The organism is Arthrobacter sp. M4 (assembly GCF_020251205.1).
Lineage (GTDB): Bacteria > Actinomycetota > Actinomycetes > Actinomycetales > Micrococcaceae > Arthrobacter.
On the sequence record NZ_JAIWYX010000004.1, the window covers coordinates 28,813 to 55,637 of the forward strand.

26 protein-coding genes, 1 tRNA gene and 1 pseudogene are annotated in these 26,825 nt (G+C 64.3%); 15 read left to right on the forward strand and 13 right to left on the reverse strand.

Translation table 11 applies throughout. The features are described 5' to 3' along the window. Nucleotides 1-39 precede the first annotated feature (39 nt). Nucleotides 40-112 (reverse strand) — tRNA-Trp (locus LD110_RS08555). A 307-nt stretch (nucleotides 113-419) separates the two neighbouring features. Here LD110_RS08555 and LD110_RS08560 point away from each other — a divergent pair. Then, the gene (locus LD110_RS08560) at nucleotides 420-1,649 is read left to right on the forward strand and encodes a pyridoxal phosphate-dependent aminotransferase (protein WP_225498232.1); all 1,230 of its coding nucleotides are present in this window, start codon (nucleotides 420-422) and stop codon (nucleotides 1,647-1,649) included. Between the two features lie 126 nt (nucleotides 1,650-1,775). Here LD110_RS08560 and LD110_RS08565 read toward each other — a convergent pair whose 3' ends face one another. From LD110_RS08565 to LD110_RS08575, 3 genes and pseudogenes are all read right to left on the reverse strand, one after another. Further along, nucleotides 1,776-2,408 carry a response regulator transcription factor gene (locus LD110_RS08565; RefSeq protein ID WP_225498659.1) on the reverse strand — a complete coding sequence of 211 codons (633 nt, stop codon included), beginning with the start codon at nucleotides 2,406-2,408 and terminating at the stop codon, nucleotides 1,776-1,778. Nucleotides 2,409-2,518: 110 nt separating this feature from the next. After that, nucleotides 2,519-3,799 (reverse strand): sensor histidine kinase, encoded by a 1,281-nt coding sequence (locus LD110_RS08570; RefSeq protein WP_225498660.1) that lies wholly within the window; start codon nucleotides 3,797-3,799, stop codon nucleotides 2,519-2,521. Nucleotides 3,800-4,258: 459 nt separating this feature from the next. Next, nucleotides 4,259-4,435 (reverse strand): annotated as a pseudogene (locus tag LD110_RS08575) (PspC domain-containing protein); the annotation flags it as partial. Between the two features lie 125 nt (nucleotides 4,436-4,560). Here LD110_RS08575 and LD110_RS08580 point away from each other — a divergent pair. From LD110_RS08580 to LD110_RS08600, 5 genes are all read left to right on the forward strand, one after another. Next, complete coding sequence (locus LD110_RS08580) at nucleotides 4,561-6,156, forward strand: PspC domain-containing protein (protein ID WP_225498234.1); 1,596 nt, start codon at nucleotides 4,561-4,563, stop codon at nucleotides 6,154-6,156. A gap of 1 nt (nucleotide 6,157) precedes the next feature. Beyond that, entirely contained in the window at nucleotides 6,158-6,457 is a 300-nt protein-coding gene (locus LD110_RS23860; RefSeq protein ID WP_225498240.1) for a hypothetical protein, read from the forward strand. 169 nt (nucleotides 6,458-6,626) lie between these two features. Continuing rightward, on the forward strand, nucleotides 6,627-6,884 hold the full coding sequence (locus LD110_RS08590) for a PspC domain-containing protein (RefSeq protein ID WP_225498242.1): 258 nt from the start codon (nucleotides 6,627-6,629) through the stop codon (nucleotides 6,882-6,884). A 142-nt stretch (nucleotides 6,885-7,026) separates the two neighbouring features. Then, nucleotides 7,027-8,052, forward strand: coding sequence for an ATP-dependent 6-phosphofructokinase (locus LD110_RS08595; RefSeq protein ID WP_225498244.1), 1,026 nt, complete (start codon nucleotides 7,027-7,029; stop codon nucleotides 8,050-8,052). A gap of 29 nt (nucleotides 8,053-8,081) precedes the next feature. Next, complete coding sequence (locus LD110_RS08600) at nucleotides 8,082-8,831, forward strand: GNAT family N-acetyltransferase (RefSeq protein ID WP_225498245.1); 750 nt, start codon at nucleotides 8,082-8,084, stop codon at nucleotides 8,829-8,831. On the opposite strand, the gene LD110_RS08605 is transcribed toward LD110_RS08600, so the two are convergent. From LD110_RS08605 to LD110_RS08625, 5 genes are all read right to left on the reverse strand, one after another. Further along, complete coding sequence (locus LD110_RS08605; protein WP_225498247.1) at nucleotides 8,818-10,326, reverse strand: DHA2 family efflux MFS transporter permease subunit; 1,509 nt, start codon at nucleotides 10,324-10,326, stop codon at nucleotides 8,818-8,820. The genes LD110_RS08600 and LD110_RS08605 overlap by 14 nt on opposite strands. Before the next feature lie 54 nt (nucleotides 10,327-10,380). Further along, the gene (locus tag LD110_RS08610; RefSeq protein WP_225498249.1) at nucleotides 10,381-10,794 is read right to left on the reverse strand and encodes an ankyrin repeat domain-containing protein; all 414 of its coding nucleotides are present in this window, start codon (nucleotides 10,792-10,794) and stop codon (nucleotides 10,381-10,383) included. After that, nucleotides 10,791-11,876, reverse strand: coding sequence for a folate-binding protein YgfZ (locus LD110_RS08615; protein WP_225498251.1), 1,086 nt, complete (start codon nucleotides 11,874-11,876; stop codon nucleotides 10,791-10,793). The genes LD110_RS08610 and LD110_RS08615 overlap by 4 nt, the downstream gene beginning before the upstream one ends. A gap of 126 nt (nucleotides 11,877-12,002) precedes the next feature. Beyond that, on the reverse strand, nucleotides 12,003-12,602 hold the full coding sequence (locus tag LD110_RS08620; protein ID WP_225498253.1) for an FABP family protein: 600 nt from the start codon (nucleotides 12,600-12,602) through the stop codon (nucleotides 12,003-12,005). A 167-nt stretch (nucleotides 12,603-12,769) separates the two neighbouring features. Next, nucleotides 12,770-13,504, reverse strand: a complete 735-nt coding sequence (locus tag LD110_RS08625; protein ID WP_225498255.1) for a permease — start codon at nucleotides 13,502-13,504, stop codon at nucleotides 12,770-12,772. A gap of 297 nt (nucleotides 13,505-13,801) precedes the next feature. Here LD110_RS08625 and LD110_RS08630 point away from each other — a divergent pair, with 297 nt between their 5' ends. From LD110_RS08630 to asd, 8 genes are all read left to right on the forward strand, one after another. Next, nucleotides 13,802-14,500 carry a response regulator transcription factor gene (locus LD110_RS08630; RefSeq protein WP_225498260.1) on the forward strand — a complete coding sequence of 233 codons (699 nt, stop codon included), beginning with the start codon at nucleotides 13,802-13,804 and terminating at the stop codon, nucleotides 14,498-14,500. A 251-nt stretch (nucleotides 14,501-14,751) separates the two neighbouring features. Continuing rightward, nucleotides 14,752-15,720: a mycothiol synthase gene (gene mshD / locus LD110_RS08635; protein ID WP_225498266.1), complete on the forward strand. Its 969-nt coding sequence runs from the start codon at nucleotides 14,752-14,754 to the stop codon at nucleotides 15,718-15,720. Between the two features lie 81 nt (nucleotides 15,721-15,801). Beyond that, complete coding sequence (locus LD110_RS08640) at nucleotides 15,802-18,048, forward strand: RNA degradosome polyphosphate kinase (protein WP_225498268.1); 2,247 nt, start codon at nucleotides 15,802-15,804, stop codon at nucleotides 18,046-18,048. 9 nt (nucleotides 18,049-18,057) lie between these two features. Continuing rightward, nucleotides 18,058-19,029: an NUDIX hydrolase gene (locus LD110_RS08645; protein WP_225498270.1), complete on the forward strand. Its 972-nt coding sequence runs from the start codon at nucleotides 18,058-18,060 to the stop codon at nucleotides 19,027-19,029. Nucleotides 19,030-19,131: 102 nt separating this feature from the next. Next, nucleotides 19,132-19,935: a thymidylate synthase gene (locus LD110_RS08650; protein ID WP_225498272.1), complete on the forward strand. Its 804-nt coding sequence runs from the start codon at nucleotides 19,132-19,134 to the stop codon at nucleotides 19,933-19,935. Further along, the gene (locus LD110_RS08655; protein ID WP_225498273.1) at nucleotides 19,932-20,531 is read left to right on the forward strand and encodes a dihydrofolate reductase; all 600 of its coding nucleotides are present in this window, start codon (nucleotides 19,932-19,934) and stop codon (nucleotides 20,529-20,531) included. Before LD110_RS08650 ends, LD110_RS08655 begins: the two co-directional genes overlap by 4 nt. Continuing rightward, on the forward strand, nucleotides 20,531-20,755 hold the full coding sequence (locus tag LD110_RS08660; RefSeq protein ID WP_225498275.1) for an NF038396 family protein: 225 nt from the start codon (nucleotides 20,531-20,533) through the stop codon (nucleotides 20,753-20,755). The genes LD110_RS08655 and LD110_RS08660 overlap by 1 nt, the downstream gene beginning before the upstream one ends. A 134-nt stretch (nucleotides 20,756-20,889) precedes the next feature. Further along, nucleotides 20,890-22,020 (forward strand): aspartate-semialdehyde dehydrogenase, encoded by a 1,131-nt coding sequence (gene asd, locus LD110_RS08665; protein ID WP_225498277.1) that lies wholly within the window; start codon nucleotides 20,890-20,892, stop codon nucleotides 22,018-22,020. A gap of 90 nt (nucleotides 22,021-22,110) precedes the next feature. On the opposite strand, the gene LD110_RS08670 is transcribed toward asd, so the two are convergent. Continuing rightward, on the reverse strand, nucleotides 22,111-23,247 hold the full coding sequence (locus LD110_RS08670; protein WP_225498279.1) for a winged helix DNA-binding domain-containing protein: 1,137 nt from the start codon (nucleotides 23,245-23,247) through the stop codon (nucleotides 22,111-22,113). Nucleotides 23,248-23,316: 69 nt separating this feature from the next. Here LD110_RS08670 and LD110_RS08675 point away from each other — a divergent pair, with 69 nt between their 5' ends. Then, the gene (locus LD110_RS08675; protein ID WP_225498289.1) at nucleotides 23,317-23,835 is read left to right on the forward strand and encodes a hypothetical protein; all 519 of its coding nucleotides are present in this window, start codon (nucleotides 23,317-23,319) and stop codon (nucleotides 23,833-23,835) included. Between the two features lie 129 nt (nucleotides 23,836-23,964). On the opposite strand, the gene LD110_RS08680 is transcribed toward LD110_RS08675, so the two are convergent. The 3 genes from LD110_RS08680 to LD110_RS08690 all read right to left on the reverse strand — a co-directional run bounded on the left by LD110_RS08680 (nucleotide 23,965) and on the right by LD110_RS08690 (nucleotide 26,824). Next, the gene (locus LD110_RS08680; protein WP_308012421.1) at nucleotides 23,965-25,032 is read right to left on the reverse strand and encodes a UDP-N-acetylmuramate dehydrogenase; all 1,068 of its coding nucleotides are present in this window, start codon (nucleotides 25,030-25,032) and stop codon (nucleotides 23,965-23,967) included. Nucleotides 25,033-25,094: 62 nt separating this feature from the next. Then, entirely contained in the window at nucleotides 25,095-26,390 is a 1,296-nt protein-coding gene (locus LD110_RS08685) for a sugar MFS transporter (protein ID WP_225498291.1), read from the reverse strand. After that, nucleotides 26,387-26,824, reverse strand: a complete 438-nt coding sequence (locus LD110_RS08690) for a MaoC family dehydratase (RefSeq protein WP_225498293.1) — start codon at nucleotides 26,822-26,824, stop codon at nucleotides 26,387-26,389. The genes LD110_RS08685 and LD110_RS08690 overlap by 4 nt, the downstream gene beginning before the upstream one ends. Nucleotide 26,825: the final 1 nt, after the last annotated feature.

Consider the following 26,825-nt stretch of genomic DNA (forward strand, 5'->3'; position numbering starts at 1 on the left):
TGCTGCGCTGGTTCCGGCATCCCGCCGGAACCGCCTGCGCAGGGCAGACAGGACTCGAACCTGCAACCTGCGGTTTTGGAGACCGCTGCGCTACCAATTGCGCCACTACCCTATGGCCCGCAGCGCGGGCCTGGCCGACCTGGACCGTCCGGAAATCATACTCATGAAAAGCGTTTCCGCACCAATCTGCAGGCGCTGGCCATTGTGGTGTTTTTTCGACACCGGTGAACCAGTTTACGCAAGAACTGCGTGTTAGTCGAACCGGGGCTCCGCTGGCTGATTCAGCCGCATGCACCCTGATCTGACATCCCAGTGACGCATTCTGTGCGCTTCCCCGAAGAGGTCCGCAGAACAGCATAGAGTAGATCACGTCGATTCCCACCATCCAGCCACGTGCTGCCGCGAAGAATGGTTCACTCATGTCAGCCGCATTGCCTGCCGCCCGCATCTCACAGCGAATCTCCGCCATCGCCGAATCAGCCACCCTTGCGGTGGACGCAAAGGCCAAGGCGCTGAAGGCAGCGGGCAGGCCGGTGATTGGATTCGGGGCAGGTGAACCCGATTTCCCGACTCCCGACTACATCGTCGAGGCCGCCGTCAAGGCCGCTGGCCAGCCGAAGTACCACCGTTACTCCCCCGCCGCGGGCCTCCCGGAACTCCGCCAGGCAATCGCCGACAAGACGCTCCGCGACTCCGGTTACGCCGTCGACGCCTCCCAGGTGCTGGTCACCAATGGCGGCAAGCAGGCTGTTTACAACACCTTTGCCACCTTGCTGGATCCGGGCGACGAGGTCATCATGCCCACGCCGTTCTGGACGACTTACCCGGAGGCGATCCGCCTGGCAGGCGGTGTCCCCGTGGAGGTTTTCGCAGGTCCGGAGCAGGGTTACCTGGTCACCGTGGAACAGCTTGAGGCGGCCCTGACCGAGCGCACCAAGATACTGCTTTTCGTCTCACCGTCCAATCCCACCGGAGCTGTGTACAGCCCGGAACAGGTTGCCGAGATCGGAAAGTGGGCGGCATCCAAGGGACTCTGGGTTGTCACTGACGAAATCTACGAGCACCTGACCTACGACGGAGTCCCGTTCACTTCTATCGCCACGGCAGCGCCGGAGCTCGGCGACAAGGTGGTCATCCTCAACGGTGTGGCGAAGACCTACGCCATGACCGGCTGGCGCGTTGGCTGGATGATCGGCCCCAACGACGTGATCAAGGCCGCCACCAACCTGCAATCGCACGCAACCTCCAATGTGTCCAACATCCCGCAGATCGCAGCCCTCGCCGCAGTGTCTGGCCCGCTGACCGCTGTGGAAGAGATGAAGGTGGCGTTCGACCGCCGTCGCAAGGCGATCGTCGCCGGCCTGAACGCCATTGAGGGCGTGGAATGCCCGACGCCGACCGGCGCCTTCTACGTATATGCCGACGTCCGCGGGCTGCTGGGCAAGGAGTTTGAAACGGCCAGCGGCCCGGTCCGCCCGTCGACGTCGGCAGAGCTCGCATCGCTGATCCTGGACGAAGTCGAGGTGGCCATTGTTCCCGGCGAGGCCTTCGGCCCCTCTGGGTTCGTCCGACTGTCCTATGCCTTGGGCGACGACGACCTTGCCGAGGGCGTCTCCCGCCTGCAGAAGTTCCTGGGCGGCGCAAAGTAGCCAACCGAACGCGCAACGCTCCCGCACCGAAGTTCGGTGCGGGAGCGTTGTTTCTTAATCCGCAGGGGTTTGTTACTTAACGCGCTGGGGGGTTGAGGGCGTTCAATACCGGGGAATAAGGAGCCGTCAGAGCAGGCGCCGCTCGGCTGCCCACTTGGTCAGCTCGTGGCGGCTGGACAGCTGGAGCTTGCGCAGCACCGCGGAGACGTGGGTTTCCACTGTCTTGATGGAGATGAAGAGTTCCTTGGCCACTTCCTTGTAGCTGTACCCTCGGGCGATGAGGCGCATCACTTCCAGTTCGCGGGCCGAGAGTTTGTCCAGCTCGTCGTCTGCGATGTCCGCGGGCGCCGTGCCGAAGGCGTCCAGCACGAAGCCCGCCAGCCTTGGCGAGAACACAGCGTCACCGCCGGCAACCCGTACCACGGCATCGGAGATTTCGGTGCCGGAGATCGTTTTGGTCACATAGCCCCTGGCCCCGGCCCGGATGACGGCCACCACATCTTCGGCGGCATCCGAGACACTGAGGGCCAGGAATCGGGTTTGGCCCAATAGCGCGGCCGAGCCTGCGATAACCTCACGGCCCCCGCCGCCCAGGCCACCGGGAAGGTGGACGTCCAACAGCACAACATCGGGGCGCACGGCTGCGATCACGGCAACCGCCTGCTCCACCGTGCCAGCCTCCCCCACTACGTGGATACGCTCGTCAAGATCCGCTTTGAGGCCGGAGCGGAAGATCGTGTGATCGTCCACGATCACCACCCGTACGCGGCCGTCGCTGGAGCCGTTGGCCTTAGCCTGGTTGTCTGGCTGGCTGCCCGACGTCGGTATGCCGGTGCTTGGCATGGTCTTCCCTTCAAATAGATTCCCGGTCACTGTCCGTCGCCGTTCGCCGCCGCATCCGCAGGGAGGACCAGACGGATTTCGGTACCTTCCGAGCTGCTGGAGATAGTTGCAGTGCCGCCATGGCGTTTCATGCGGCCCACCATCGATTCGCGGACGCCCAGGCGGTCTTCCGGCACCGAGTCGAGATCGAAGCCCGGGCCGCGGTCCTTGATGAAAATTTCACTGCCGGCATCGTTGCTTTCAAGGTAAACGGACACAGATCCGCCGCCATGCCGGGCCGCGTTCAGCATCGCTTCACGGGCCGCCTGGACAAGGGCTTCATGCTTCGGGGTCATGGCGACGTCGCCCACGCTGACCACGTCGATGGCATATCCAATGTGGTCTTCAACTTCCGCCGCGGCAGCCTTGATGCGGTCTGCCAGGCGCCCTGAGTCCCGGGAATCGTCCCGGTACAACCAGCTCCGAAGCTCCCTCTCCTGGGCCCTTGCCAGCCGAACAACATCCTGCTCGTTGCCGGCCCGCCGCTGAATGAGCGCCAGCGTCTGGAGGACGGAATCGTGGAGGTGCGCAGCTATTTCTGCCCGTTCGGTTTCGCGAACCCTGCCTGCGCGCTCCGCCTCAAGGTCGCGCCAGAACTTCAGCCCCCAGGGAAGGAGTACAAGCGCAACGCCGCCGAGCACCGCCACGGAGGCCAGCAGGGCAAGCCAGGTCTGTTCCCACGATCCGGAACCCGACACCATCACCAGGACACCGGCGACAACCAGGGCCAGGCCCGCACCCAGGCGCATCCAACCGCCGGCCTGGTCCGCCTTGGCTTTGTCCACCAGGCCGGCCCGTCGGGTTTCATCCAGTTGCATCCATGCGATGGCCGCGCCACTCAGGATCGCGGCGGCCGGAATGAGCGTGCCCAAGGGCACGTCCACTCCGAACTGCCTAGCCAGCAGCAGCCCGGCGACCAGCAGCAAGCCCGCGCCGAGCAGGATTTCCTTGGCGTACGGAATGGGCCGATACCGGAACCAGGCTGCAGAGCCCTGAGCTGCGGACTCTGCTGTGTACGCTGCCGCACCAGCACCAGTACCAGCACCAGTACGTGCACCGGCAAGGCCTGCGGTGGCCGGCCACGCTTCCGGGGTCGACGGCGGTTGGCCGGGTGGCAAGTCCGCCGCGCCAGTCCGGGGCGGAGCCCCAATCCAACCCGTGACCCCGGCCGAACCCGGAGCCCCAGACCAACCCGGGGCCTCAGCCCAATGCGGAGCACCGCCCGCCGGCGGGGACGGAGCAGGAAATTGCGGAGCGGCAACCGGCATCGTCACCGCGGTGCCACTTTCCGACGTCGGAACTGCCGCCGTCGGGGTCTGATCCGCACTTGGCGAAACGGCAACTTGAGGCGTACCCGCCGGAGATCGCGGCACTGCAGCGTCCGGCGGGAACGCGACTGCAGAGGGGAAATCAGGGCCGGGCGGAACTGGGGCATTGGGAGAAGTCGTGGGCGCCACAGCGCCCTGGTCGGGGTATGGCTGCTGCACTCCGTACGGCAGACCGGTATTTGGTTGCTGCCCAACGTATGGTTGCTGCACCAGGTACGGCTGACCGGTATTTGGTTGCTGCCCAACGTATGGCTGCTGCCCAACGTATGGTTGCTGCCCCAGGTACGGCTGACCGCCATATGGTTGCTGCCCCATGGGCAACTGGCTGACGGCGGGGGCGATGGGAGACGCGGGGCGGCGAGCGGCTCTGCGGGACCGTTCGTCCGCCGTCGGGACCATGATCCACAGCCACGCGTAGAAGACCAGGCCAGCTCCCCCCGCGAAAGCAGCAATCAGCATTCCAATGCGGACATTCCGCACCGGCCAGCCCAAATGGTTGGCCAGTCCGGAACACACGCCGGCGATGATCCGGTCGCCGCTGCGGACCAGCGGCGGCCGGACGGGAATGCTTGTCATGGATCCATCCAAGCACGGATCAGGGTCTCCCGGACCGGGTTCGCCGCATCTTCAGGGGACGCTCAGGGACGTCTCAGGGGATCCCCCAATAGAGCGGACAAGGTCTCGGGCGGCAGGATCGAAGTATGAACCCGAACAGTGTGAACAGCAACGACGACAAGGGCGAGGAACCCGTCGGAGCCGAAGCAGCCGCAGGCGCCGGAACACGCGCCGGAGCCGAAGCAGCCGCAGGCGCCGGAACACCCGCCGGAGCCGAAGCGGGCTCCAGCTACGCGGGAGCCCCATCTGACGCAGGCGCGTCCGGTTACGCGCCATCCGATTCGGCGCAGCGCGGCCCCGCGCCGTCCGAGGCGAGGCAGAACTTCTTCGATTGGATCCGAAGTCACGGCGTTTACCGCGGACCGGACCGATGGGTGGGCGGCGTCGCAAGCGGTATCGCGCACCGCGTCGGAATAGATCCGCTGATCGTCCGGGGCATCTTTATTGTCCTGGCCCTCTTCGCCGGCATTGGCGTCCTGCTCTACGGCGTGGCCTGGGCATTCCTCCCCGAACCGGACGGCAGGATCCACGTCCAGGAGGCCGGTGCCGGGCGGTGGACGGCAGGCATGACCGGTGCAGTCATCACTTCGATCATCGGACTTCCCGGTCTGGGCCGTGGCTTCTGGGGCTGGGGCTGGAACGACGGAGCCGCCGGCATCTTCTGGGCCCTGGTCTGGACCTCGCTGATCGCCTTCTTCATCTACTACCTCATCCAGCGCAGTCGGAATCGAAATGGAGCGCCACGAATGAACCCCCCTTACCCCGGCGGCCCGTACGCCGGCGGCCCCGCCTACGCGGGAGAGGCTGACACATCACACGCCTACGGTGCTACCGCCTATGGCGCGCCTGATGCGTCAACCGGTTCCGCCGGCGAGAATCCAACGTCGCCGAACACCTCAGCGTTTTCCTCCACCGGAACCATCCCGAGCGGCAGCGGCACCGGGCGTGGCCCAAGGATGAATGCACCTGTTCCGCCCTATCTGCCTCCGGGACCCGTGCCACCCTCCGGCGGCTTCCCCGGCGCCGGAGTTCCAAGCCACCCGCATCCCAGAAGGACCGGACCCGGCGCGGCAATCGTGGCCGTAGCTGCGGGCGCCGCACTGGTTACCGGCGGAACCATTAAGGCGCTCGACGCCGGAAATGTCATCCAACTCGGTGATGCAACCAATGCAGTGGTTTGGGCATCCGGTGCGGCGGTGCTGGGGCTTGGCATTGTCATCGCAGGGCTTCGCGGCCGGTCGTCCGGCTTCATGAGCTTCCTGGCGATCGTGGCATTGCTGGTAGGTACGTTCTTCAACTTCGTACCCCGTGGCGACCGATTTGCCTTCCACGACGCAGACTGGGCACCTGTGAGCATCCAGCAAGCGCAGTCCGGATTCGAGGTCACCGGAGGGCGCAGCACCGTGGATTTGCGCTCCATGGGCCTGGCAACCCCGTTGTCCTCCGACGTGGTGGTTCCAGTGGACGTCACGGCAAGCAATGTGACGGTGATCATCCCCAACACGGTGCCCGTCGAGATCCGGGCAGACATGGCCTTCGGCAACCTCAACCAGGGCAGTGACCGCCGAGGCGGGCAATTCAGCGACGCGCGGACCCAGTACAACACTGACAAAAGCGGCGCCAAGCTCGTCGTCAAGATCAACGGCGCTTTCAGCAACGTGACAATCCAGGAAGGAAACTAACGTGAGCACTTTTGACTCCTCCTCCCAATGGCAGGACCCACAAGCGAACGACGCCAGCCATCAGCCCGGCACAGTCCACAACGAACCCGAAACACAAGATCGGGAACCGCGCGTCGGGACCATCGTGTGGGGACTCGTCATCATCGCCCTGGCCGCCCTGATCGTTATCTCGAAGCTCGGGCTGGTGGTCCTCAACGGAACCTATGTGCTCATCGGACTCATGATCGGCGCGGGCGCCGCACTCGTTGTCGGCGGACTGCTGTCTATTCGCGGAAAGCAAGGCAAGCGCGGCGGCAACTGACCGGCGCGCGGCGCTCAGACGCCCAAGCCTCAACGGAACCACACTCAAGAGAAGATACCCGGAAACCAGTCCTCTTCAACGGGCTGGTTTCCGCGCAGCTGGCGGGTATCCACAGCAAGCCCGCCATTCTTGACATGACAAAGCGAAGCCAGCAAGGAAGGCTAGGAACATGGAGAAGTTTTTCAGCATCGTACGGGGCCTCGGCCTGAAGCGCGGACCGGAACGCTGGATTGGTGGCGTGTGTGGCGGCATAGCGGCGAAGCTCAACGTGGACGTGGCCTACGTCCGCATCGCCTACCTGCTGTTCTGTTTGCTCCCCGGTCCGGCGTTTGTGCTGTACATCATCGCCTGGCTGGTGTTGCCTGACCAGAACGGAGCCATCCGCCTGGAGTCTTTCCTCAACACAAGGTCCGGTAACCGCCCCTAGGGCTGTTTCTGGCCTGTTACGTGGCTCTCACCCGCTGTGGGATGAATTTTTGTGTCGCACCCCACATTCGCGCTTACAATCGTTGAGAGCTCAGCGTGGCGCTCTGCCCGTATTCCCACAAACCAGGATTAGAGCGCAAAGTATGAAAATCGGAATTCTCACCAGTGGTGGCGACTGCCCCGGCCTGAACGCAGTGATCCGTGGAGCCGTCCTTAAGGGCATCGCCATCCACGGTCAGGAATTCGTCGGGTTCCGGGACGGTTGGCGCGGCGTCGTTGAAGGCGACGTCATCGACATTCCCCGCACCATGGTCCGCGGTATCGCCAAGCAGGGCGGCACCATCCTTGGCACCTCCCGTACCAACCCGTTCGAAAACGGCGGTGGTCCGGAGGTCATCAAGGGCCACATGAAGCGCCTTGGAATTGACGCGATGATCGCCATCGGCGGAGAAGGCACCCTGGCTGCGGCCAAACGGCTTACTGACGCCGGCCTGAGAATCGTGGGCGTTCCGAAGACGGTGGACAACGACCTCGACGCCACCGACTACACCTTCGGCTTCGACACCGCAGTACAGATCGCCACGGAAGCGATCGATCGCCTGCGCACCACTGGCGAATCCCACCACCGCTGCATGATCGCCGAAGTCATGGGCCGCCATGTGGGCTGGATCGCCCTGCACGCAGGCATGGCCGCCGGAGCGCACGCCATCCTCATCCCGGAGCAAAAAGTCACCATCGAGCAGATCACGGAGTGGGTGCAAGAAGCCCACGACCGTGGCCGTGCTCCGCTGGTTGTGGTCGCAGAAGGCTTTGTCCCGGCCCACCTTGAGTCGCCGCACTCGGAGCGTGGACTGGACACCTTTGGCCGTCCGCGCCTGGGCGGCATCGCAGACCAGCTGGCGCCGGAAATCGAAGCCCGCACCGGCATTGAAACCCGCGCCACGATCCTTGGACACATCCAGCGCGGCGGCGTCCCCTCGGCATTCGACCGTGTCCTCGCCACGCGCCTGGGCATGGCAGCCATCGACTCCGTGGTGGAGGGTCGTTGGGGAACCATGGTCTCCCTCAATGGCACTGACATCGACCACGTGGGATTCGATGCTGCGCTGGGCAAGCTCAAGACGGTTCCGCAGCACCGCTACGACGAAGCCGCAGTGCTTTTCGGCTAGCCAATCCGCTTCGGCTGTACGCTGAATCCATGAGCCTGGAGCCCACGTCCGCTGACATCATCCAGCTGGCGTGGGCCAGGCATCTGGGCCTCGCGGACACGGCCTTCGCTGAATCCGTCGCCAAAATTGCCGCGGGCGGGAACGGCGGCGGAATCGCCACACGCATCCTGCGAATTGACCCTTCAGCCCGCGAGGTGACGTTCATCCGCCTCTTTGGCTGCTCGGCCCTGGTGGGACCGGACTGGGTGATCGACGCAGCCGCCGGCCTTCCGGATGAAGAACTCGCCCAACACGTCACCCTGCTGAGCCTGACCCGAAGCTACGGGGGCCACGGCGGGGGCTCCGCCGCGCTGTTTTTTGCCGACGACCTGCCCCTCATTCAAGCGGCCGAAGAGCTCACAGTGTCCCACGGCAACCCTGAGGCCATAGAACTCGAAGGCTTATGCCCACCCGACGATGTGCACGAGGCCGGCATATCCGAACTGGAGCACCGCTTCACCATCATGCACTCGGAGGACAACGGACCACGTTATCCCGTGGCCTGCGGCGCCTATGGCGAGTGGGAGGGGTTCCTGGCCCACATGGGAGTCCTGGTCCCGCCACAATTGCGGCGCAATGGTCTGGGCACCCTGGCCGCATCCATCGCCGCGCACGAGGCGCTGGCAGCGGGTTACACCCTCCAGTGGCGCGCCGACGTCAGCAACAAGGGCTCCCTGGCCCTGGCCCGAAGCCTTGGCTTCGTTACCGGCGGGCTTGAGGCCACCGTCATGCTCGGGTGACGTCCGCCTCCGCGGGTCGCGTGGCCGCACCCCAGCCGTCCACCGGCTTGGGCTTCGCGAAAAAGACAGCGACGGCGGCACCCGCCACCACTATGGCAGCCGGCAGCAGTACTGACTGGGCCATCGCCGTCGAAAATCCCGCGTGCAGCACTTCAGGCAACTGTCCGGAGACCGGCCGCTCACCCGACGTCGCGCCGGTCATTGCCGGAAGTTCAGCGGCGAGCCTTGCCTGAATAAGGGCAGAGACGGCGGCAGAACCGAGCACGGCACCAACCTGGCGTGTTGTGTTGAAAACGCCCGACCCGGCACCGGCCTGTCGTGGCGGGAGGTTGCGGACGGTCGCGTTGGAGACCGGTCCCCAGATGCAGCTATTCGCGAGTCCCTGCAGGGCACTGGGAAGTAGGAACAGCCAAATGGGCGTCTCCGGCCTCAGCAGGGCTGAACTCCAGCCGATGGCAGTCGCCAGGAACAACAGCCCCGCGGCCGCGAACCATCGTGGATTGATGCGGTCGATCAACTTGCCTACCACCGGCGCCAACGCTCCGGAAAGTACGGCCATAGGGATCATTAGCAATGCAGACTGCGTGGGCGTCAGTCCCCGCACCACCTGGTAGTAGAAGATCATCGGCAGCGGGAACGAAGTGATAGTGAACCCTACGGTCATGATTGCCGAGTTCCCGAGCGAGAAATTGCGGTCCCGGAAGAGTCCGAGGGGCAGCAGCGGTTCCCCGCCCCGCCGCGTCAGGACCCACTGCCACACCACGAAGGCCGCCAGCACCACCAGTCCGCCTGTGATCAATCCCCAGACCGTGACGGGGCCGGCGACAGTTCCCCAGTTGAAGCTCTGGCCTTCCTGAATTCCGAATACAAGGAGAAACATGCCGGCAGCGGACAACAGGACGCCCGGGATATCAAAACTGTGGCTGTGCGTGGTCAGGGCCGGTACGAACCGCTGCACCAGGAGGAAACCAACCACGCCAATCGGGACGTTGACGAAGAAGATCCACTGCCAGCCGAGCCCGTCCACAAGGATGCCGCCGAGTATCGGCCCGATGAGGACAGCGGCACCAGCCGTAGCTCCCCAGAGGCCCATGGCGGCGCCGCGGCGATCCGGCGGGAAGATGCGGGTGATGACGGCCATGGTCTGGGGTGTCATCATGGCCGCGCCGAAGCCCTGGACAGCCCGGGCAGCAATCAAGGTGCCGACGTCCCCGGAGAGACCGCACCACAGCGAGGCGAGCGTAAAGACCACCAGGCCGGACAGGTAGAGCTTCTTGGGGCCGAATCGGTCGCCAAGCCGCCCCGTGATGAGCAGCGGCACCGCGTAGGAGAGCAGATAGGCGCTGGTCACCCAGATCACGGAGTTGATGTCAGTCCGGAGCCCCTCCATGATCCGTGGGTTCGCCACTGACACGATGGTGGTGTCGATGAGGATCATAAAGAACCCCACCACGAGGGACCACAGGGCGGGCCACGGCTTTGCGACGTTTTCCATCAGCTTTCCTTCCGTCTTTGAAGCCGACCGGTTGCTTGGCCGCCCGGCGGGACGTCAGCCCAGGAGCTCTAGGATCTCGGTCCGAGCGAACATCTGCGCGGCCTCGCGCGCCGATGGCTGTCCGGCGTCGGGGTCTGCACCGGCGTCGATAAGCACCCGGGCAACGTCGACGTAGCCCTTGAACGCCGCGCCGGCGAGGGGTGTTTGTCCCCGGTCGTTTGCCGCGTTGGCATCTCCACCGTGGTGGAGAACCAGCTGCACGGTGTCGGCGTGCCCATGGTAGGCGGCGAGCATGACGAGCGAGTCTCCTGCTGCGTTTGTGAGCGTAGCGGGGGCGCCGGCGTTAAGGTATCCGCGGAGGAGTTCCGTGTTGCCTTCCCGGGCCGCGTCGAACAGCGTGTGGGCCAACTCCACCGCTTCCTGGTCTACTGCCTGCTCTCCTGCGGCTTCGGCGCCACTTTCGCTCATCGATGGGGTCCTTTCAGGAATCCGGTTTGCCGGCCCACCACCTGTCCGGCATCAGGGGCGACAATCAGCTCTTGGGCGGCAGCGTACTCTTCGTCGCCGTCCATAACAGTCAGCCCGTCATCCGGCGACACCGACCGCTTGATGACCGCCAGCGCAACCGGACCCATTTCGTAGTGCTGGGCCACGGACGTCACTGTACCCACCTTGCGCTCACCGGCCAACACGTCGCTGCCGGCGGCGGGGAGGGTGTGCTGCGATCCATCGAGCTGCAGGAAAACCAGCCTCCGCGGCGGGTGCCCCAGGTTGTGTACACGCGCGATGGTTTCCTGGCCCTTGTAGCAGCCCTTAGCGAGATGAACTGCCGTGCGCAGGAGGTCCAGCTCATGCGGGATGGTCCTGTCGTCAGTCTCGGCGCCGAGCCGGGGCCGCCACGCTGCAATCCTCAGCGCCTCGGACGCCATGGCGCCCGCCAGTTGCCGGCCTTCCACGGCCGCCTCCAGTTCCGCTGCCGGAATGAGGTACTCAAACCAGGGGCGTTCCTTGCCGGGGTGGCTGCTTTCCTCCACAGTGCTGTACGCAAATCCACCGGGACCAACATTCGGCCAGGGGTCCTGCCAGACCAGCCGTCCATCCCACTCCGGGACGGCCTTTGTTGACCCCATGACGGCCCAGTCAGCGGACACGTCTGCCACCTCGACGCGAAGCATGAACTTCATCTTCTCCAGCCATGCGGCCAAAGGTGCGGCCTCCTCGGCTTCCACGATGAGCCATGTGGTCTGCCCGTCGTCCACCACGCGCGCGTCAAACTCGATCCGGCCCTGGATGGTGAGCAGGAGCAATTCGCTCGCCACACGAGGCTGGAGGTTTGTCACCTGCTGCGAGGAGAGGGTGTTGAGCCAGCTGAGCCGGTCCGGTCCGCTAACCGTTACCACTCCGCGGTGGGAGAGGTCGACGACGGCGGTTCCGTTCGCCAGGGCGCGTTGTTCCCGCAGGGGCTCACCGTAGTGGGCGGCAACTCCGGCGTCCAGCCCGCCGGCCATAACCGCTCCGGGGCGCGACAATAGGGGGCTCTTGTAGCTCATATGTAGTAGAAGTCCTTGGTGCTCAGCGGTATTCCGGATTCTCGAAATCGAGTAATCGCCATCCATTTTTCCGGGAGGTCGACGTAGGCGAGGAACGCCGGGTTGCGGAAAAGCCGTTGCGCGTGGCTAGGAGACCTTCTTGAGGAAGGCTGAGGCGTGAGCTTCCAGCGACTTGCCTTCGGAAGCCACATCCCAGCGCCACAGCAGGTTTCCATCCACCAGGCCGAAGATGCGTGTGGCCGCGGTGTATTCCTTGGAGTGGCTTCCGCGCATCACCATGTCCGTACTCAGGTGGACCTGTGGGCCCTTGATCTGGCCGTAGTAAAGTTCCGTAATCCCGCCGGGGTGCGTGATGGAGACGGAGATGTCGAATCCGCCGTCCTTGTTGCGACGGGCCTCCACATCATCGGCGCTTTTGAGGACCGGAACGATGTCCGGCGGTACCAGCCCGGGGCCGCCGTCGGCCTCCTGCAGTTCCCGCTCAAGGGCCCAAAAGCCCAGCTCAACACTGAGGGGGCGAAGCTTGGTATTGTCCTCGTCGCTCAGCCAACTTTCCGCCCTGTACTGCAGGTACGGAAGTCCGTTATGCGTAAAGGACACACGTTGGACGAAGTGCTCGGAATCTTCGTCACCGGCTCCGAGCCTGCCCGTTCCTTCCCACTCGCCAATGAGCCAGGAAAGAGGAACCAGTTCGGGTGTCAGATCCGTCGGAATTTCGATTGGCACTGCAATTTACCTCGGGCCGAAAGTCTAAGGCAGGCGCTTACTTCTGGCCCTTGAACAGGCGGTAGACCACAAATCCGGCAAACCAGGCCATGGACAGGCCGGCGATGCCAAGCAGGACGAGGAAGAAGATTTCAAATGCAAGTACGGACATGATGCCATCCTAACCGCTAGTAGATGAGTAGTTTGTCTATGAAGTAAGCCAAGGAACCCACCGCCCAAACCGGGGCCACACCCATGCCGAGCACCGCAGGAAAATTCAGCGTCCCGCGCCGCAGCGTCACCATGCGCCGGAAGCTGACCAGCATGGAGCCCATGACGACGCCGACTACGGCGGCGGGGATCACGGCGATATCGGACCAGACCAAGCCCGCCAACGGCGCCACAAGTCCGGCGGCGATGATGCCTACCGGAGCAACGATGCGGTCCGGCCACCGGATCAGTCCTGCAGCAACGGCGACTCCTGCGCTCAGGCCCGCCACCAGGACCATTTCCTTAACTCCGTTGAACCGCGCGCCCGCGATCCAGCCCGAGCCCAGGCACGCCAGCAGTACACCTGCGCAGCAGCCAAGCGTCGATTCGAGCCGCTGGACCTGTCCAGTGCCTCGAATCAACTGGATGACAAAAACGGCGATCACGCCGAGAGCAATGAATCCCGGAGTCCAATCCAGGAATCCAGGCGGCTGGGTCAAGGCCGCGGCTACGGCTGCGCCGATGCCAGGGAGGGCGATTGCGGCGGCAAGGGTCTTCTTGGCGGGGACCGCCAGGAAATGGGGCCAGCCGATTCCGACGGCGGCCGCCGCGAGGATGCCGATAGCCAGAAGGACATCCTGGGAGCGGAACGTGCCGGCGATAATGACGGCAAGCGCCACCAGGCCGACCACTCCGATGCTCCACGACTTCATTCCGCCCCCGATATTCGCACCCTCAACACCCTCTTCTCCGGACTGCGCTGTGACCGGACGCCTGCCTCAATCCTGCCTCATGTGTCGTAGTTAAGTCGCAATCGGGACGCGGCGGCATTGTGAATCAGTGCCCGCGACGGGCCCCTTAGGTATACTCAGATTCCAACCACGCTACCCGCGGCGGATATGTTTCCCGGTGCCAGCCGGGAGCAGGCCACGCCGTGAACAGTTTGGTACCGGCCGGTGAAAGCCCGGTTCAGTCGCCCGATGATGCGCGGAGAGCCCCTTGGAGGAACCATGTCGCACATCCTGCTCCTGACGAACAGCACCGGTTCATCAGTGGACATTCTGCCTGCCTTGGAGTTGCTGAATCATAGGGTTCACATCCTCCCCGCCGAGCCGACTGCCCTGCTGGAAACCGACCCCACAGACATCGTGTTCCTTGACGCGCGCAAGGACCTGGTGGGGGCCCGTTCCCTGACGCAGCTCCTGAAAGCCACCGGCCTCAGCGCCCCGCTGATGCTTATTCTGACTGAGGGCGGCATGGCCGCTGTCTCTTCTGCCTGGTCCGTTGACGACATCGTGCTGGATTCCGCCGGCCCGGCCGAAGTCGAAGCCCGCATCCGACTTGCCGTGGCACGCGCGGTACCGGAGCAGGAGGACTCGCAGACCGAGATCCGGGCTGCCGGCGTCGTGATTGATGAGGCGAGCTACACCGCACGCGTGAACGGGCAACCGCTCAACCTGACATTCAAGGAATTCGAGCTCCTCAAGTACCTTGCGCAGCACCCTGGCAGGGTCTTCACGAGGCAGCAACTGCTGACTGAAGTCTGGGGCTACGACTATTACGGCGGCACGCGCACGGTGGACGTCCACGTCCGGCGCCTCCGCGCCAAGCTTGGTGCCGACCACGAGAACCTGATCAGCACGGTCCGCAACGTCGGCTATCGGCTCACGCTGGTCCGGCTGCCGGAGGACGAACTCTCCGAGGCCTAGGCGGCCAGCCATGCTACAACAAGCAGGGCCCGAACTCAGTGAGTCCGGGCCCTGCTTGTTTGAAAGTGGAGGACATACGGGTCGAACGTATCGAGGCCACCCCACTGGTGGATCCCCCTCGCATTCCGCCCCTGCGGGCCGAACGGACTTATGACTCTACACGCCTTCTCCCACAGACCCAAATCTGCTCCGGGCAAGGGCAGAACGCCGTTCGGGGTGCAAAGTCCGCGCCTGCGTATAGCCTTTACACCATGAGCCCTGCGCACCCGGAGAACTGGCCAGTCATCGTCGTCAAAGGTCCCGTTGACCAGGAATTGTTGAGGGACTTCACCGCCCTCACCGCAGCGTCCGAGGAGTCGGACGGCAACCCGCCGCTGTCGGAGCAGACGTTCGTGATGCTCCGCGGAGCGGACTCCGGCGACCATTCAGTATCGTCCTTCGCCCTCTATGCCCCCGATGAAAAGTCCGATCCTTCAACCGGCGAGGATCTGGCGGGCTTTGCCGTCGTCGTTGACGCCCCGGACGGCTCCGGCGTGCTGGAAATCGCCGTCCACCCCAGCTACCGCAACCAGGGCGTTGGTGACCGGCTGGTGGGCGCCGTCAAGGAGACCCGTGGCTTCGAAGGGCTGAAGGCCTGGTCGCATGGCAACCACGAGGCCGCCGCGGACCTCGCGGCGCGCTACGGATTCGGCCCGGTCAGGAAACTTTGGAAAATGCGGCTTATGACCACGTCGTCCCAGCAGCTTCCCGACGCCGGGCTGCCGGACGGTGTCGCGCTGCGCACCTTCGTGCCGGGCCAGGATGAGGCCGCCTGGCTGGCCGCCAACCGGGCAGCCTTTGCCCACCATCCAGAGCAGGGGGCCCTGACACGCGAAGACCTCGAAGCGAGGATGGACGAAAGCTGGTTTGACCCCGAGGGATTCTTCCTCGCGGAAAATACCGACGGTGAGCTCCTGGGATTCCATTGGACCAAAATCCATCCGCGGCACGGCGACCACCCCGCGATCGGTGAGGTGTACGTCGTCGGGGTTACTCCGGCGGCCCAGGGAATGGGGCTCGGAGAGGCCCTTACCGTTGCCGGAATCAAGTACATGCAGGACAAGGGCTTGCACGCCGTGATGCTCTACACGGATGCCGACAACACAGCGGCTGTTTCGCTCTACCACAAACTCGGCTTCGTCCGCTGGGACGTTGATGTGATGTACGGCCCAATCGCCTGAGCCGTGCGAAGTAATCCCTGATTCGTGCGGCCCAACCCTTGTAGTGTTGAAGGGAACCCGTCCTAACGAAGGAGAACCTCAATGCAATCGGATTCGGCCACTGCCACGGCTGACACGAAGGGTGCCACACTGCCCGTCCGTTTCGGTTCCTCCGAGGCGCCGCCCGCCCGCGCCACCCAGGACCGGATTGACATCCCGGAGTTCGCGCCGAACCTCGAACCGGAAGGCGACATCAGCCCGGATCGGTTCCTGGACCGCGAACTGAGCTGGCTCGCCTTTAACGCCCGCGTCCTTGAGCTGGCTGAGGACCCGGACCTGTTCCTGCTGGAGCGAGTCAACTTCCTCTCAATTTTCGCGTCCAACCTGGATGAATTCTTTATGGTGCGCGTGGCTGGCCTGAAGCGCCGCATCGCCACCGGACTGGCGGTTCCCTCCCCTGCGGGCCTGAGCCCCATACAGGTCCTGGAACAGATCGGCGAGGCAGCCCACACGCTGCAGGAACGCCACGCCCGGGTCTTCGCCGAGCAGATCAGGCCAGCACTCGCCTACGAGCACATCCACATCATGCGTTGGGATGAACTGGATGACGAGGCGAAGCACCAACTGAGCGCCATGTTCGACGAGAAGGTTTTCCCGATCCTCACGCCGCTCGCCGTGGATCCGGCGCACCCCTTCCCGTATATTTCCGGCCTTTCCCTGAACCTCGCCGTTGTTGTCCGCAACCCGGTCAGCGAGAAGGAACTCTTCGCCCGCGTGAAGGTTCCGGACCAGTTGCCGCGGCTGGTCTCAATCGATGGCCCCCGAGCCGGCGCCATACCCGGCCGCGTGGCACGTTTTATCCCCCTCGAAGACGTCATCGCCGTGCACCTGGACAAGCTGTTCCCCGGCATGGAGGTCCTGGAACACCACTCCTTCCGTGTCACCCGCAACGAGGACGTCGAGGTTGAAGAGGACGACGCCGAGAACCTCCTCCAGGCTCTGGAGAAGGAACTCCTGCGCCGCCGGTTCGGCCCGCCCGTGCGCCTCGAGGTGACCACGGACATCAACCCCAACATCCGGGCGTTGCTGGTGCGCGAACTGGGCGTGGAGGAGTCCGAGGTGTATTCCGTTCCCGCTCCGCTGGACCTTCGCGGCCTCAGCGTCATCGGCGGAATCGACCGTGCCGACCTGCACTACCCCAAGCACGTGCCACACACCTCGCGCTTCCTCAAGGAATCGGAAACATCCAAGGCCGCCAACGTGTTCGCTGCCATGCGTCGCCGCGACATCCTGCTCCACCACCCTTATGACTCGTTCTCGACGTCGGTCCAGGCCTTCCTGGAGCAGGCTGCGGCGGACCCGAAGGTCCAGGCCATCAAGCAGACGCTGTACCGCACGTCCGGTGACTCGCCGATCGTCGATGCCCTCATCGACGCTGCAGAGGCCGGAAAGCAGGTCCTGGCGCTTGTTGAGATCAAGGCCCGTTTCGATGAGCAGGCCAACATCTCCTGGGCGCGGAAGCTGGAGCAGGCCGGCGTGCACGTTGTGTACGGCATCGTGGGCCTGAAGACGCACTGCAAGCTATCGCTGGTAGTCCGGCAGGAAGTGGACGGATTGCGCCGCTACTGCCACATCGGCACGGGCAACTACCACCCTCGCACCGCGCGGTACTACGAGGACATGGGCCTGCTGACGTCCAACGACCAGGTAGGCGAAGACCTTTCCAAGCTCTTCAACCAGTTGTCCGGTTACGCCCCGAAGTCCACGTTCCAGCGGCTCCTGGTGGCCCCGCGCTCGGTCCGCTCCGGCCTGATCGACCGGATTGAGCACGAGATCAAGAACGCCCGCGAGGGCATCCCTGCCCGGGTACAGATCAAGGTCAATTCCATGGTGGACGAGGCCATCATCGACTCGCTGTACCGTGCATCCCAGGCCGGCGTGAAGGTTGACGTGATTGTGCGCGGAATCTGCTCGCTGCGTCCGGGGGTGCCCGGCCTCAGCGAGAACGTGACCGTCCGGTCCGTCCTTGGCCGGTTCCTGGAGCACTCCCGCGTCTTCTCTTTTGCCAACGGGGGAAATCCGGTGGTGTACATCGGTTCGGCCGACATGATGCACCGCAACCTTGACCGCCGCGTCGAGGCACTGGTGCAGCTGTCCAACCGAGAAGACATCCACGACGTCATTGAGCTGTTGGAACGCTACCTCGACTCCGAAACCTCCAGCTGGCATCTTGACAACGAGGGCATGTGGACGCGGCACCACCTGGATGAGGACGGGAGCCCATTGCTGGACGTGCAGTCGTGGCTGCTCGCCTCCCGCTCCCGTCAGCGCGCGGCTTCCCGCCGATAGGGCCCGCCGTTGAAAAACGACGATGCCTTGGTGGCCGACCAGACTGACCACCCCGGTGAGCAAATCGCCGTCACGGCTGCCGGTGCCATCCCCTGGCGCATCCACCACGGCGCGTTGGAAGTCCTGCTCATCCACCGGCCCCGATATGACGATTGGTCCTGGCCAAAGGGCAAGATCGACGACGGTGAGACCATCCCCGAGTGCGGCATGCGCGAGGTTGAGGAGGAAATCGGCCTCAAGGGTTCCCTGGGCATTCCCTTGCCGCCCATCCACTATCACGTGGAGGCAGGGCTCAAAGTGGTGCACTATTGGGCTGTCCAGGTCACGGATCACCGCATCCGGCCTGACGGCAAGGAAGTCGACAGCGTCATGTGGGCCGCTCCGGACCGGGCCGCATCCTTCCTCAGCAACCCCACCGACGTCGACCCACTCCGTGCCCTGGAGAAGGCCCACTTGCGGGGAGAGCTGGACACCTGGCCCCTCATTGTTGTCCGCCATGCCAAGGCCAAACCCAGAAGTTCCTGGACAAAAGCCGAAGGGGACCGTCCTTTGGCCGCGACCGGACAGCGCCAAGCATTGGCCGTGCAGCGGCTGCTCCGTGTCTGGAATCCGGAGCGGATAGTCACCAGCCCCTGGAAACGCTGCATCGCCACCATCGCCCCCTACGCCAAGGTGGCAGGCGCCAAGGTCAAACTCGTGGACGCCCTGACGGAACACCACCATCAGCGCAACCCGAAGAAAACCGCAGCGGCCATCGAGGCACTTTTCGACAAGCAGGTGTCTGTGGCGGCCTGCACGCATCGTCCGGCGCTTCCTACCGTCTTTAGGGCGTTGGGCGGCCATATGGGGGCTGAGCTCCGGTCCCAATTGCCGACGTCGGATCCGTACCTGACCCCGGGAGAAGTCCTGGTGTTCCACGTCGCCAAGGGACCCGGAAAGCGGATCGTGGCAATCGAACAAATCAAGCCCTTCGACGACTGAGGCGTTCCGGCTGGCGGGTCCCTTCTGAGGTTTCCGCCAGCCGCGCCCGGTGGTGACGCCGCGCCTTCCAGTGGGAGGACCCGCCTCCAGTAAGCTGTAGGCGTGAGCATCGCAACGCCCTATGAGGATCTCCTTCGCGACGTCATGGCCAACGGAACGCACAAAGCGGACCGCACCGGGACAGGCACACGGAGCGTCTTTGGCCGCCAACTCCGATTCGACCTGAGCAAGGGTTTCCCGCTCATTACCACCAAGCGCGTCCACTTCAAGTCCGTTGCCGTGGAACTGCTGTGGTTCCTCCGTGGAGAATCCAACGTCAAGTGGATGCAGGACCAGGGCGTCACCATCTGGGACGAATGGGCAGACGCCGATGGCGAACTGGGCCCGGTTTACGGCGTCCAGTGGCGCAGTTGGCCCACCCCCGACGGCGGCCACATCGACCAGATTTCCGCCCTCATGGAAAGCCTGCGGACCAACCCTGATTCCCGCCGGCACATCGTTTCCGCGTGGAACGTCGCCGAGCTTGGATCCATGGCCCTGCCGCCCTGCCACGCGTTCTTCCAGTTCTATGTGGCTGACGGCCGGCTGTCCTGCCAGCTGTACCAGCGCTCGGCCGACATGTTCCTGGGTGTTCCCTTCAACATCGCCTCCTACGCCCTGCTGACGCACATGATTGCCCAGCAGCTCGGCCTCGAACCCGGTGAATTCGTTTGGACTGGCGGTGACGTCCACGTCTACGACAACCACGTGGACCAGGTCAACCAGCAGCTCAGCCGTGAACCGTTCGAGTACCCCCAGCTGAAGATCCGCCGGACGCCGGCATCAATCTTTGAGTACAACGTGGAAGACTTCGAGGTGGTTGGCTACCAGCACCACCCGGCAATCAAGGGGGCGGTGGCTGTATGAGCGAGGAGACAACCCCGGAGACTGGCAGCATCCCCCAGGAGTTCACCACGGAGGTAGCCGCATCCGTTACGGGCGTAGGGCTTATTTGGGCCCAAACCAGCGGTGGAGTCATCGGCAAGGGAGGCACCATGCCATGGCATTTGCCCGAGGACCTCAAGCACTTCGCCCGGATAACCACCGGCCATCCGGTGATTATGGGGCGTAAAACCTGGCAGTCTTTCCCTGATCGGTACCGTCCCCTTCCTGGCCGCACCAACATCGTGGTGAGCCGGCAGAAGGGCTGGGGCCAGTCCCCTGAGGCGGAAGGCGCGATTGTGGTCTCGTCGCTGGACGAGGCGCTCCTGGAGTCCCAGTTCGCCCCTGGCTTCGAGACCGTATGGATCATTGGCGGCGGCGAGGTCTTCCGCCAGGCTGTCGACCTTGCCGACGCCGCGGTCATCACCGTCATCGACTCCGAGGCTTCGGGCGACACATATGCCCCCGAACTCAGCGAACATTGGACATCTACGTCCAGTTCCCCCGCCAAAGGCTGGCAGACCGCCGCCAACGGCACCAACTACCGGTTCACGCTGTGGCGCCGGACGGAAGAATCCTGATGCTCACCAAATCCGAAACCCTGTTCGTCCTCGGCTACATGCTGCTGCCACTGCTGGCGCTGCTGTCGGCAGTTGTTGGCCTTTTGATGATCCTGGGCGGCGACAAGATCCTGGGAGCCATCGTCCTGGTGGTCGTCACGCAGGCTTTCGCGTTTGGCGCATACTTCGCGCTCAAGCGGCGCAAGGCAGCGGTCCTTGAGGAGCAGGCAACTCCCGAGCAGTAGGGCCTGCCCACCCCGCCACACGTGCCCGACGGCGGCAACCTGGGGTCCGGCGTCGAACGTTCGGTTAACTTTCCTGCCGCCGAGGTGACGTAACCGACACCCTGTCAAGGGCCGGCGAAATATACACTGGACCAATGACTACAGCAGCTAATCCGTCCGTTGGACTGGTTGGTTGGCGTGGAATGGTCGGCTCCGTCCTCATGCACCGCATGGAGGAGGAAGGCGACTTCGCCAACATCAACCCCGTCTTCTTCTCCACCTCGAACGCCGGAGGTGCCGCACCATCATTCGCTGAGGGTGCCGGCAAGCTCCAGGATGCCTTCGACATTGAGACGCTGGCGAAGCTGCCGATTATTGTCACTGCCCAGGGCGGCGACTACACCAAGCAAGTCCATGGTGAGCTGCGCAGCCGCGGCTGGGACGGCCTGTGGATCGACGCGGCCTCCACCCTGCGCATGAACGACGACTCCATCATCGTCCTGGACCCGATCAACCGCGACGTCATCGACGCCGGGCTGGAAAACGGCGTGAAGGACTACATCGGCGGCAACTGTACAGTGTCGTGCATGCTGATGGGCCTCGGCGGGCTGTTCAAGAACGGCCTCGTCGAATGGGGTACGTCCATGACCTACCAGGCTGCATCCGGCGGCGGTGCACGCCACATGCGGGAGCTCCTCAGCCAGTTCGGTACCCTCAACAACGAGGTCAAGAGCGAACTGGAAGACCCCGCTTCGGCCATCTTGGAGATCGACCGGAAGGTGTTGGCCCACCAGCGCACCGATATCGACGCCACGCAGTTCGGCGTTCCCCTGGCCGGCTCGCTGATTCCGTGGATCGACGCCGACCTCGGCAACGGCCAGTCCAAGGAAGAGTGGAAGGCCGGCGTGGAGACCAACAAGATCCTCGGCACAGATGCTGAAAACCGCGTGGTGATGGATGGCCTCTGCGTTCGCATCGGAGCCATGCGCTCACACTCCCAGGCCCTGACCCTCAAGCTCCGCGAGGACCTCAGCGTCGGCGAGATCGAGAAACTGATCGATGCCGACAATGAATGGGCCAAGGTGATCCCCAACACCAAGGAAGACTCCATGCGGGACCTCACGCCAGTTTCGGCCTCCGGCACACTGAACATCCCCGTTGGCCGTATCCGCAAGATGGAAATGGGCCCCGAGTACATCAGCGCCTTCACCGTGGGAGACCAACTCCTGTGGGGTGCAGCCGAGCCGCTGCGCCGCATGCTGAAGATCGCCAACGGCACTCTCTAAGGATTACGCGGCAATTTCGTCCCTGGCCCGCTGTTTCGTTGTGGCAAAGCTACGAAACAGCGGGCCATGGACGTGTTCAGCGGGAGTGCCTTATCTGGACAGGAAGTCCAAGTACTTTGCGGCCTGGACCTCGAATGAGCGCTTTGCTGCTGGGCTGAGTCCATCGTTGTCGAAGGGGACGGGCTCCACGCGGATGTTCCTGCCGCTTCCGCTCCGGACCCACGTGCCAACGATCTTTCCGCCCTGCACGATCATTCGTTTGAAGACCCCATTTCCACCGGGGACTATTTGCTGCGCGAACTCAGGGGGCAGGACGAGGTCCCGATCCGTGTAACCCAGCAGGAATTCGTCGAACCCGGGCAGTGCCAGCACCGCTCGGGAGCCGGGGACCCCGTCGTCCAGCAGCGCCGCGACGTCCGGCGAGAGCCAATACGTTGTCTCCCCCAGCGTCAACTGCTCCAATTTGTCCCTGACATGCTTCATGGCCGCACGAACCTCGGTGAGCGGAGTGAAGCTCCACCACGCGAAATCGCGCTCCGTCGCGGGACCGTGGCTTTGCAGATAGCGCAGCAGCAGTTCGGCCACCCCTTCTTCGCGGTCAACATTCCGGGACTTGGGGATCCACTCGTCGAACGCGACGAATAACTGCTGCCCTGCGGCTTTCCCCGATGTGCCCGCCGTCGGACCCTGCACCAAATGGGCTTCCTGGCAGAGGATCCATAGCAGATGCACGCCTCTTTGCGCTTTGGTGGCCTGGCCCGCGGCTTCGAAAGCCGCAAAAAGCTCCTCCCTGGTAGCACCCTTTCCGGAGGAGACCAGCTCCTGTGCGATATCCCGGCATTTGGCAACGTCGTTGGCGTCGATCCCCAACTGGCGGTGACGGGTGGCCGTGTTGGCCTTCATCCGCCCCGACGTGACGCCGAGGATCCACTTCAGGTCTTCCGGCGCGAGGAAATGCAAAGTCCCGCGGAACGGCCAGGAACGGACCATGGTCCCGGTGTCCAAGGCAGCCCTCACATCTGATTCCCCCGCCCCGCGAACGCGCTGGCCAACCGCCCACAGCGCAGAGGGCAGGTCCTGCGCCTGCATGGCCAGCATCCTCCTGGCGGCAGTGGCAACATCCTGAAACCCATCCCCCACCAGGCCTTGGCTGGCAAGGCGGAGGCGTCCCATGATCCCGGGTGTGAGGCGCGGTGTTGGCGCGGATCGGCTTCCGTGGCTGGGCATGCCTTCATCCTAAGCAGACTCTGAACTGCCTCCCAGCCCACTTTCAGTGAGGTTTCCTAGAGTGGAGTAATGCTTTTCGGTGGGCTTGGACCGCTCCTGCGGCCGCTAAGCCGACGGCTCGCAGCCGCCGGCTGGTGTTGTGCTGCGGTAGGTTTGGCTGCCGGCCTGATGGTGGCCGTCGGAAGCGGCGTGCGGGTATCAGCTGCAATGGCGGCTATCCAGTCGTTGGGGATCGGTGCAACCGCTGCGGCGAGCATCCTGCTCACGTTGGCCGCGCTGAGCCAACCCGCCACGGACAACAATTCCACGGCAGCGGGCAGTCCCGGGGAATTCCAAGACGATCATGTGGACGCCGAGTGGCAATCTGCCACAGCCGCTGCCCATGTGCGCAGCTTCCTCCTGGCCGCCGTTGCAATGCTGGTAGCCGTGGTGGGCTTCGCGGTCGCGGGCTGGATGCAGCCGAACGGACCGTCACCGCAAAGCATGGCCTTCAGCCAGATCTTCCTGCTGGGCGCGGCCACCTGCGGGCTGACCTTCATGATGCTGCACAAGGTGGCACCCTCGCACCGCGGGCGGACTGACTCCTAGGGACCACAGCTCAGCTAGTGACTGCGCGGTCCCACGCCCCGTGTACTCCTAGCCCATACGCTCCTGTTCGTAATGCGCCCACAACTGCCTGGCAGGGTGCCGGCGGACTGACGTCCGCCAACAGCCTGGCTAAAGCGACAGGCCGATCAGTAGGGGTTCCGGGTGCAGCAGGATGCCAAAACGGTCAACGACGCCGGCACGCACCTCGCGCGCGATCGCCACGACGTCCGCCGCGCTGGCTCCCCCTCGGTTGGTGATCGCCAAAGTGTGCTTGGTGGACAGGGAAGCCCTGCCTCCTGAGACGCTGGACGGTTCCAGTCCGTAGCCTTTGGAGAAGCCTGAGCGGTCGATGAGCCAGGCAGCGGAAAGCTTGACCTGCCCGTCCTTGCCTGCAGGGTACCGCGGCGCGTCGTCGGGCAATTCGGCGGCGTCAGCCTCGGACACCACCGGGTTGGTGAAGAACGAACCCGTGGAATAGGTGTCGCGGTCTGACGCATCCAGCACCATGCCCTTCGAAGCGCGAAGGCGCAGCACCTCCCGGCGGACATCATTGGCGTACGCGCGCTGGCCGACGTCGACCCCTAAGGCCCGGGCGAGTTCCGCGTAACGGATGGGCGCGCTCATCCGTCCCAGCGGGAGCTGGAACTCGACAGTCAGGACCACGTAGCGCGGGGAGCCCTCAACAGTGGTTTGCTTCAGGATGGAATCACGGTAGCCGAAGCGAAGTTCAGAGTTGGTAAAGGTCTGGACGGCGTTGCGTTCCCGGTCCCACGTCCGCACGGCCGCGATGGTCTGCGAAACGTCCGCACCATAGGCTCCAACGTTCTGCACTGGGGTTGCGCCCGTGGCGCCGGGGATCCCGGACAGCGCTTCCAGTCCGGACCAGGCGTGGAGTACGGCGTGCTCCACGAGCGCGTCCCAGTTGTGGCCGGCCTGGACTACCACTGAAACCCCGCCGCAGGTGTCCTCGCTGGTTACTGTGAAGCCCTCCGAGGCGATCTTCAGCACGGTCCCCGGGAAGCCGTCGTCGGACACCACCAAGTTGGATCCACCACCGACGATGAGCAGCTTCTCCCCCACCGCGTCCGCCGTCCGAACGGCGTCGATGATCTCTGCTTCGGTGGCCGCCTGGCGATAATTGGCGGCGGGACCGCCTACTTCGGCGGTGGTCAGCTGGGAAAGAAGTGTGGTGCTCACCCGATTAAGCCTATGTGAATTGCTGAGGGAGATTTGACGCCTTCGACCTCCCTGACAAGTCCCTACGCGCTTTTCCGCAAGACCGGGGCCAAAGCAAGGCTCAATGCCTGCAGCACCAGGACAGCCAGGAGGGCGTGCAGGATGCCCCAGTGTTCGGCCAGGGAGCCAAGCAGCAGCGGTCCACCCAGGAACGCGCCAAAGGCGATGGTGGACACTACGGAAACCCGGGCGGCGGCACGGATGGGGTCGTCGGCTGCCGCGGACATGCCCACGGGGAAGCCGAGGGATGTTCCGAGTCCCCACAGAGCCAGACCGCAAAATGCCAGCCATGGCGCAGGGGCGAGGACAAACAGGCCAAGCCCGGTAAAGGCCGTGGCAGCGCAGCAACGCATCACAGCTACCCGGCCGAAGCGGTCCAGCAGCATCGTCCCCGCGAAACGCCCTACCGTCATAAAGGTCACGAATACGCCGTACCCGGCTGCGCCCGCGGCTTCGGATTGTCCGTGGCCATCCGCGAGAGCCAGCGCGGCCCAGTCCCCCGCTGCCCCCTCGGACAATGCAAGGCCCAGCACCAGCACGCCCAGGGTGAGCGTCCGCGGTTCGCGCCAGGCCCGGGCTATCATCCGTTTGCTGTCGAGCCGGGGCGGCTTGCCGTCTTCGATGGCTGATGCGGCAATGATGGGGATCGGCCCCGTGGAGGGGTCCTCAAACGTGTCAGGTTTCCGCTGGGCAACGGGCTTGCCCTGGACGGGCCTGCTGTCCGCCTGGAAGGATCGCCCGGCACTCAAAACGATCGCCGCGACGACAACTCCGGCGATGCCAAGGTGCCAGGCGACCGGCAACTGGCTTGCTGCCGCCCATGCCCCCAGACCGGCACCGGCAACAGTGCCGAGGCTGAACCCGCCGTGAAGCCGCGGCAGGATCTGCCGACCGATGGCACGCTCGACGGCGGCACCCTCCACATTCAAGGCGGTGTTCCATGTGCCTGTCGCCAGGCCGATCAGGGCGAGTCCCGCCGCTGCCACCGGGAAGCTGGACAGCACACTGGTGCCCAGGCCCAGGCAAAGCAGACCACCCGCAACGAAGACGCTGGCAACCCGGGCAGCCAACGCGGAGCCGAGTCTTAGGACCACCAATCCGGACAAGGACACAGCAGTGAACGAAGCCGCGGTGAGGCAGACAAGGAGCAGGCCAACCGTCGACGGCGTGAGGTCCAAGCTGTTGCGGATGGCCGGCATCCGTGACACCCAGGAACTGGCTGTCAAGCCGCTGGCAACGTAGGCGGCCAGGACAGCAAAACGCCACCGGGCTGTATCAGCCTCGGTGGCGCCTATGCCGGTTTTGACTATGAGACTCAAGGTAACTTCACTACCGCTTGCGATTTCATCAGGACTCTCTGGCCGTCGTACGTGACGGTGAGGTCGACGCGGGCTGTCCGCGCGTCAGCATCGATGGCGCCGACGGCGCCGGAAACCTCAATCACCGCGCCGGGTTCCCCGGTCCCGGTGGTGTCGGCAACGATGACGGGCTTTGTGAAACGGGTCTGGTAGTCGACGACGGCGCCCGGGTCGCCCGCCCAGTCGCTGACCAGCTGGACGGCGGAACCCATGGTGAACATGCCATGGGCGATCACGCCAGGGAGTTCCACACCGGTGGCGAAGGCCTCGTTCCAATGGATCGGGTTGAAGTCGCCGGACGCGCCGGCGTACTTGACGAGGTCCTGCCGCGTCACGGCGATGCTGCGGGTCCCGATTTCCTGTCCGACGCTCAACTCTTCAAGCTTGGGTGCCATG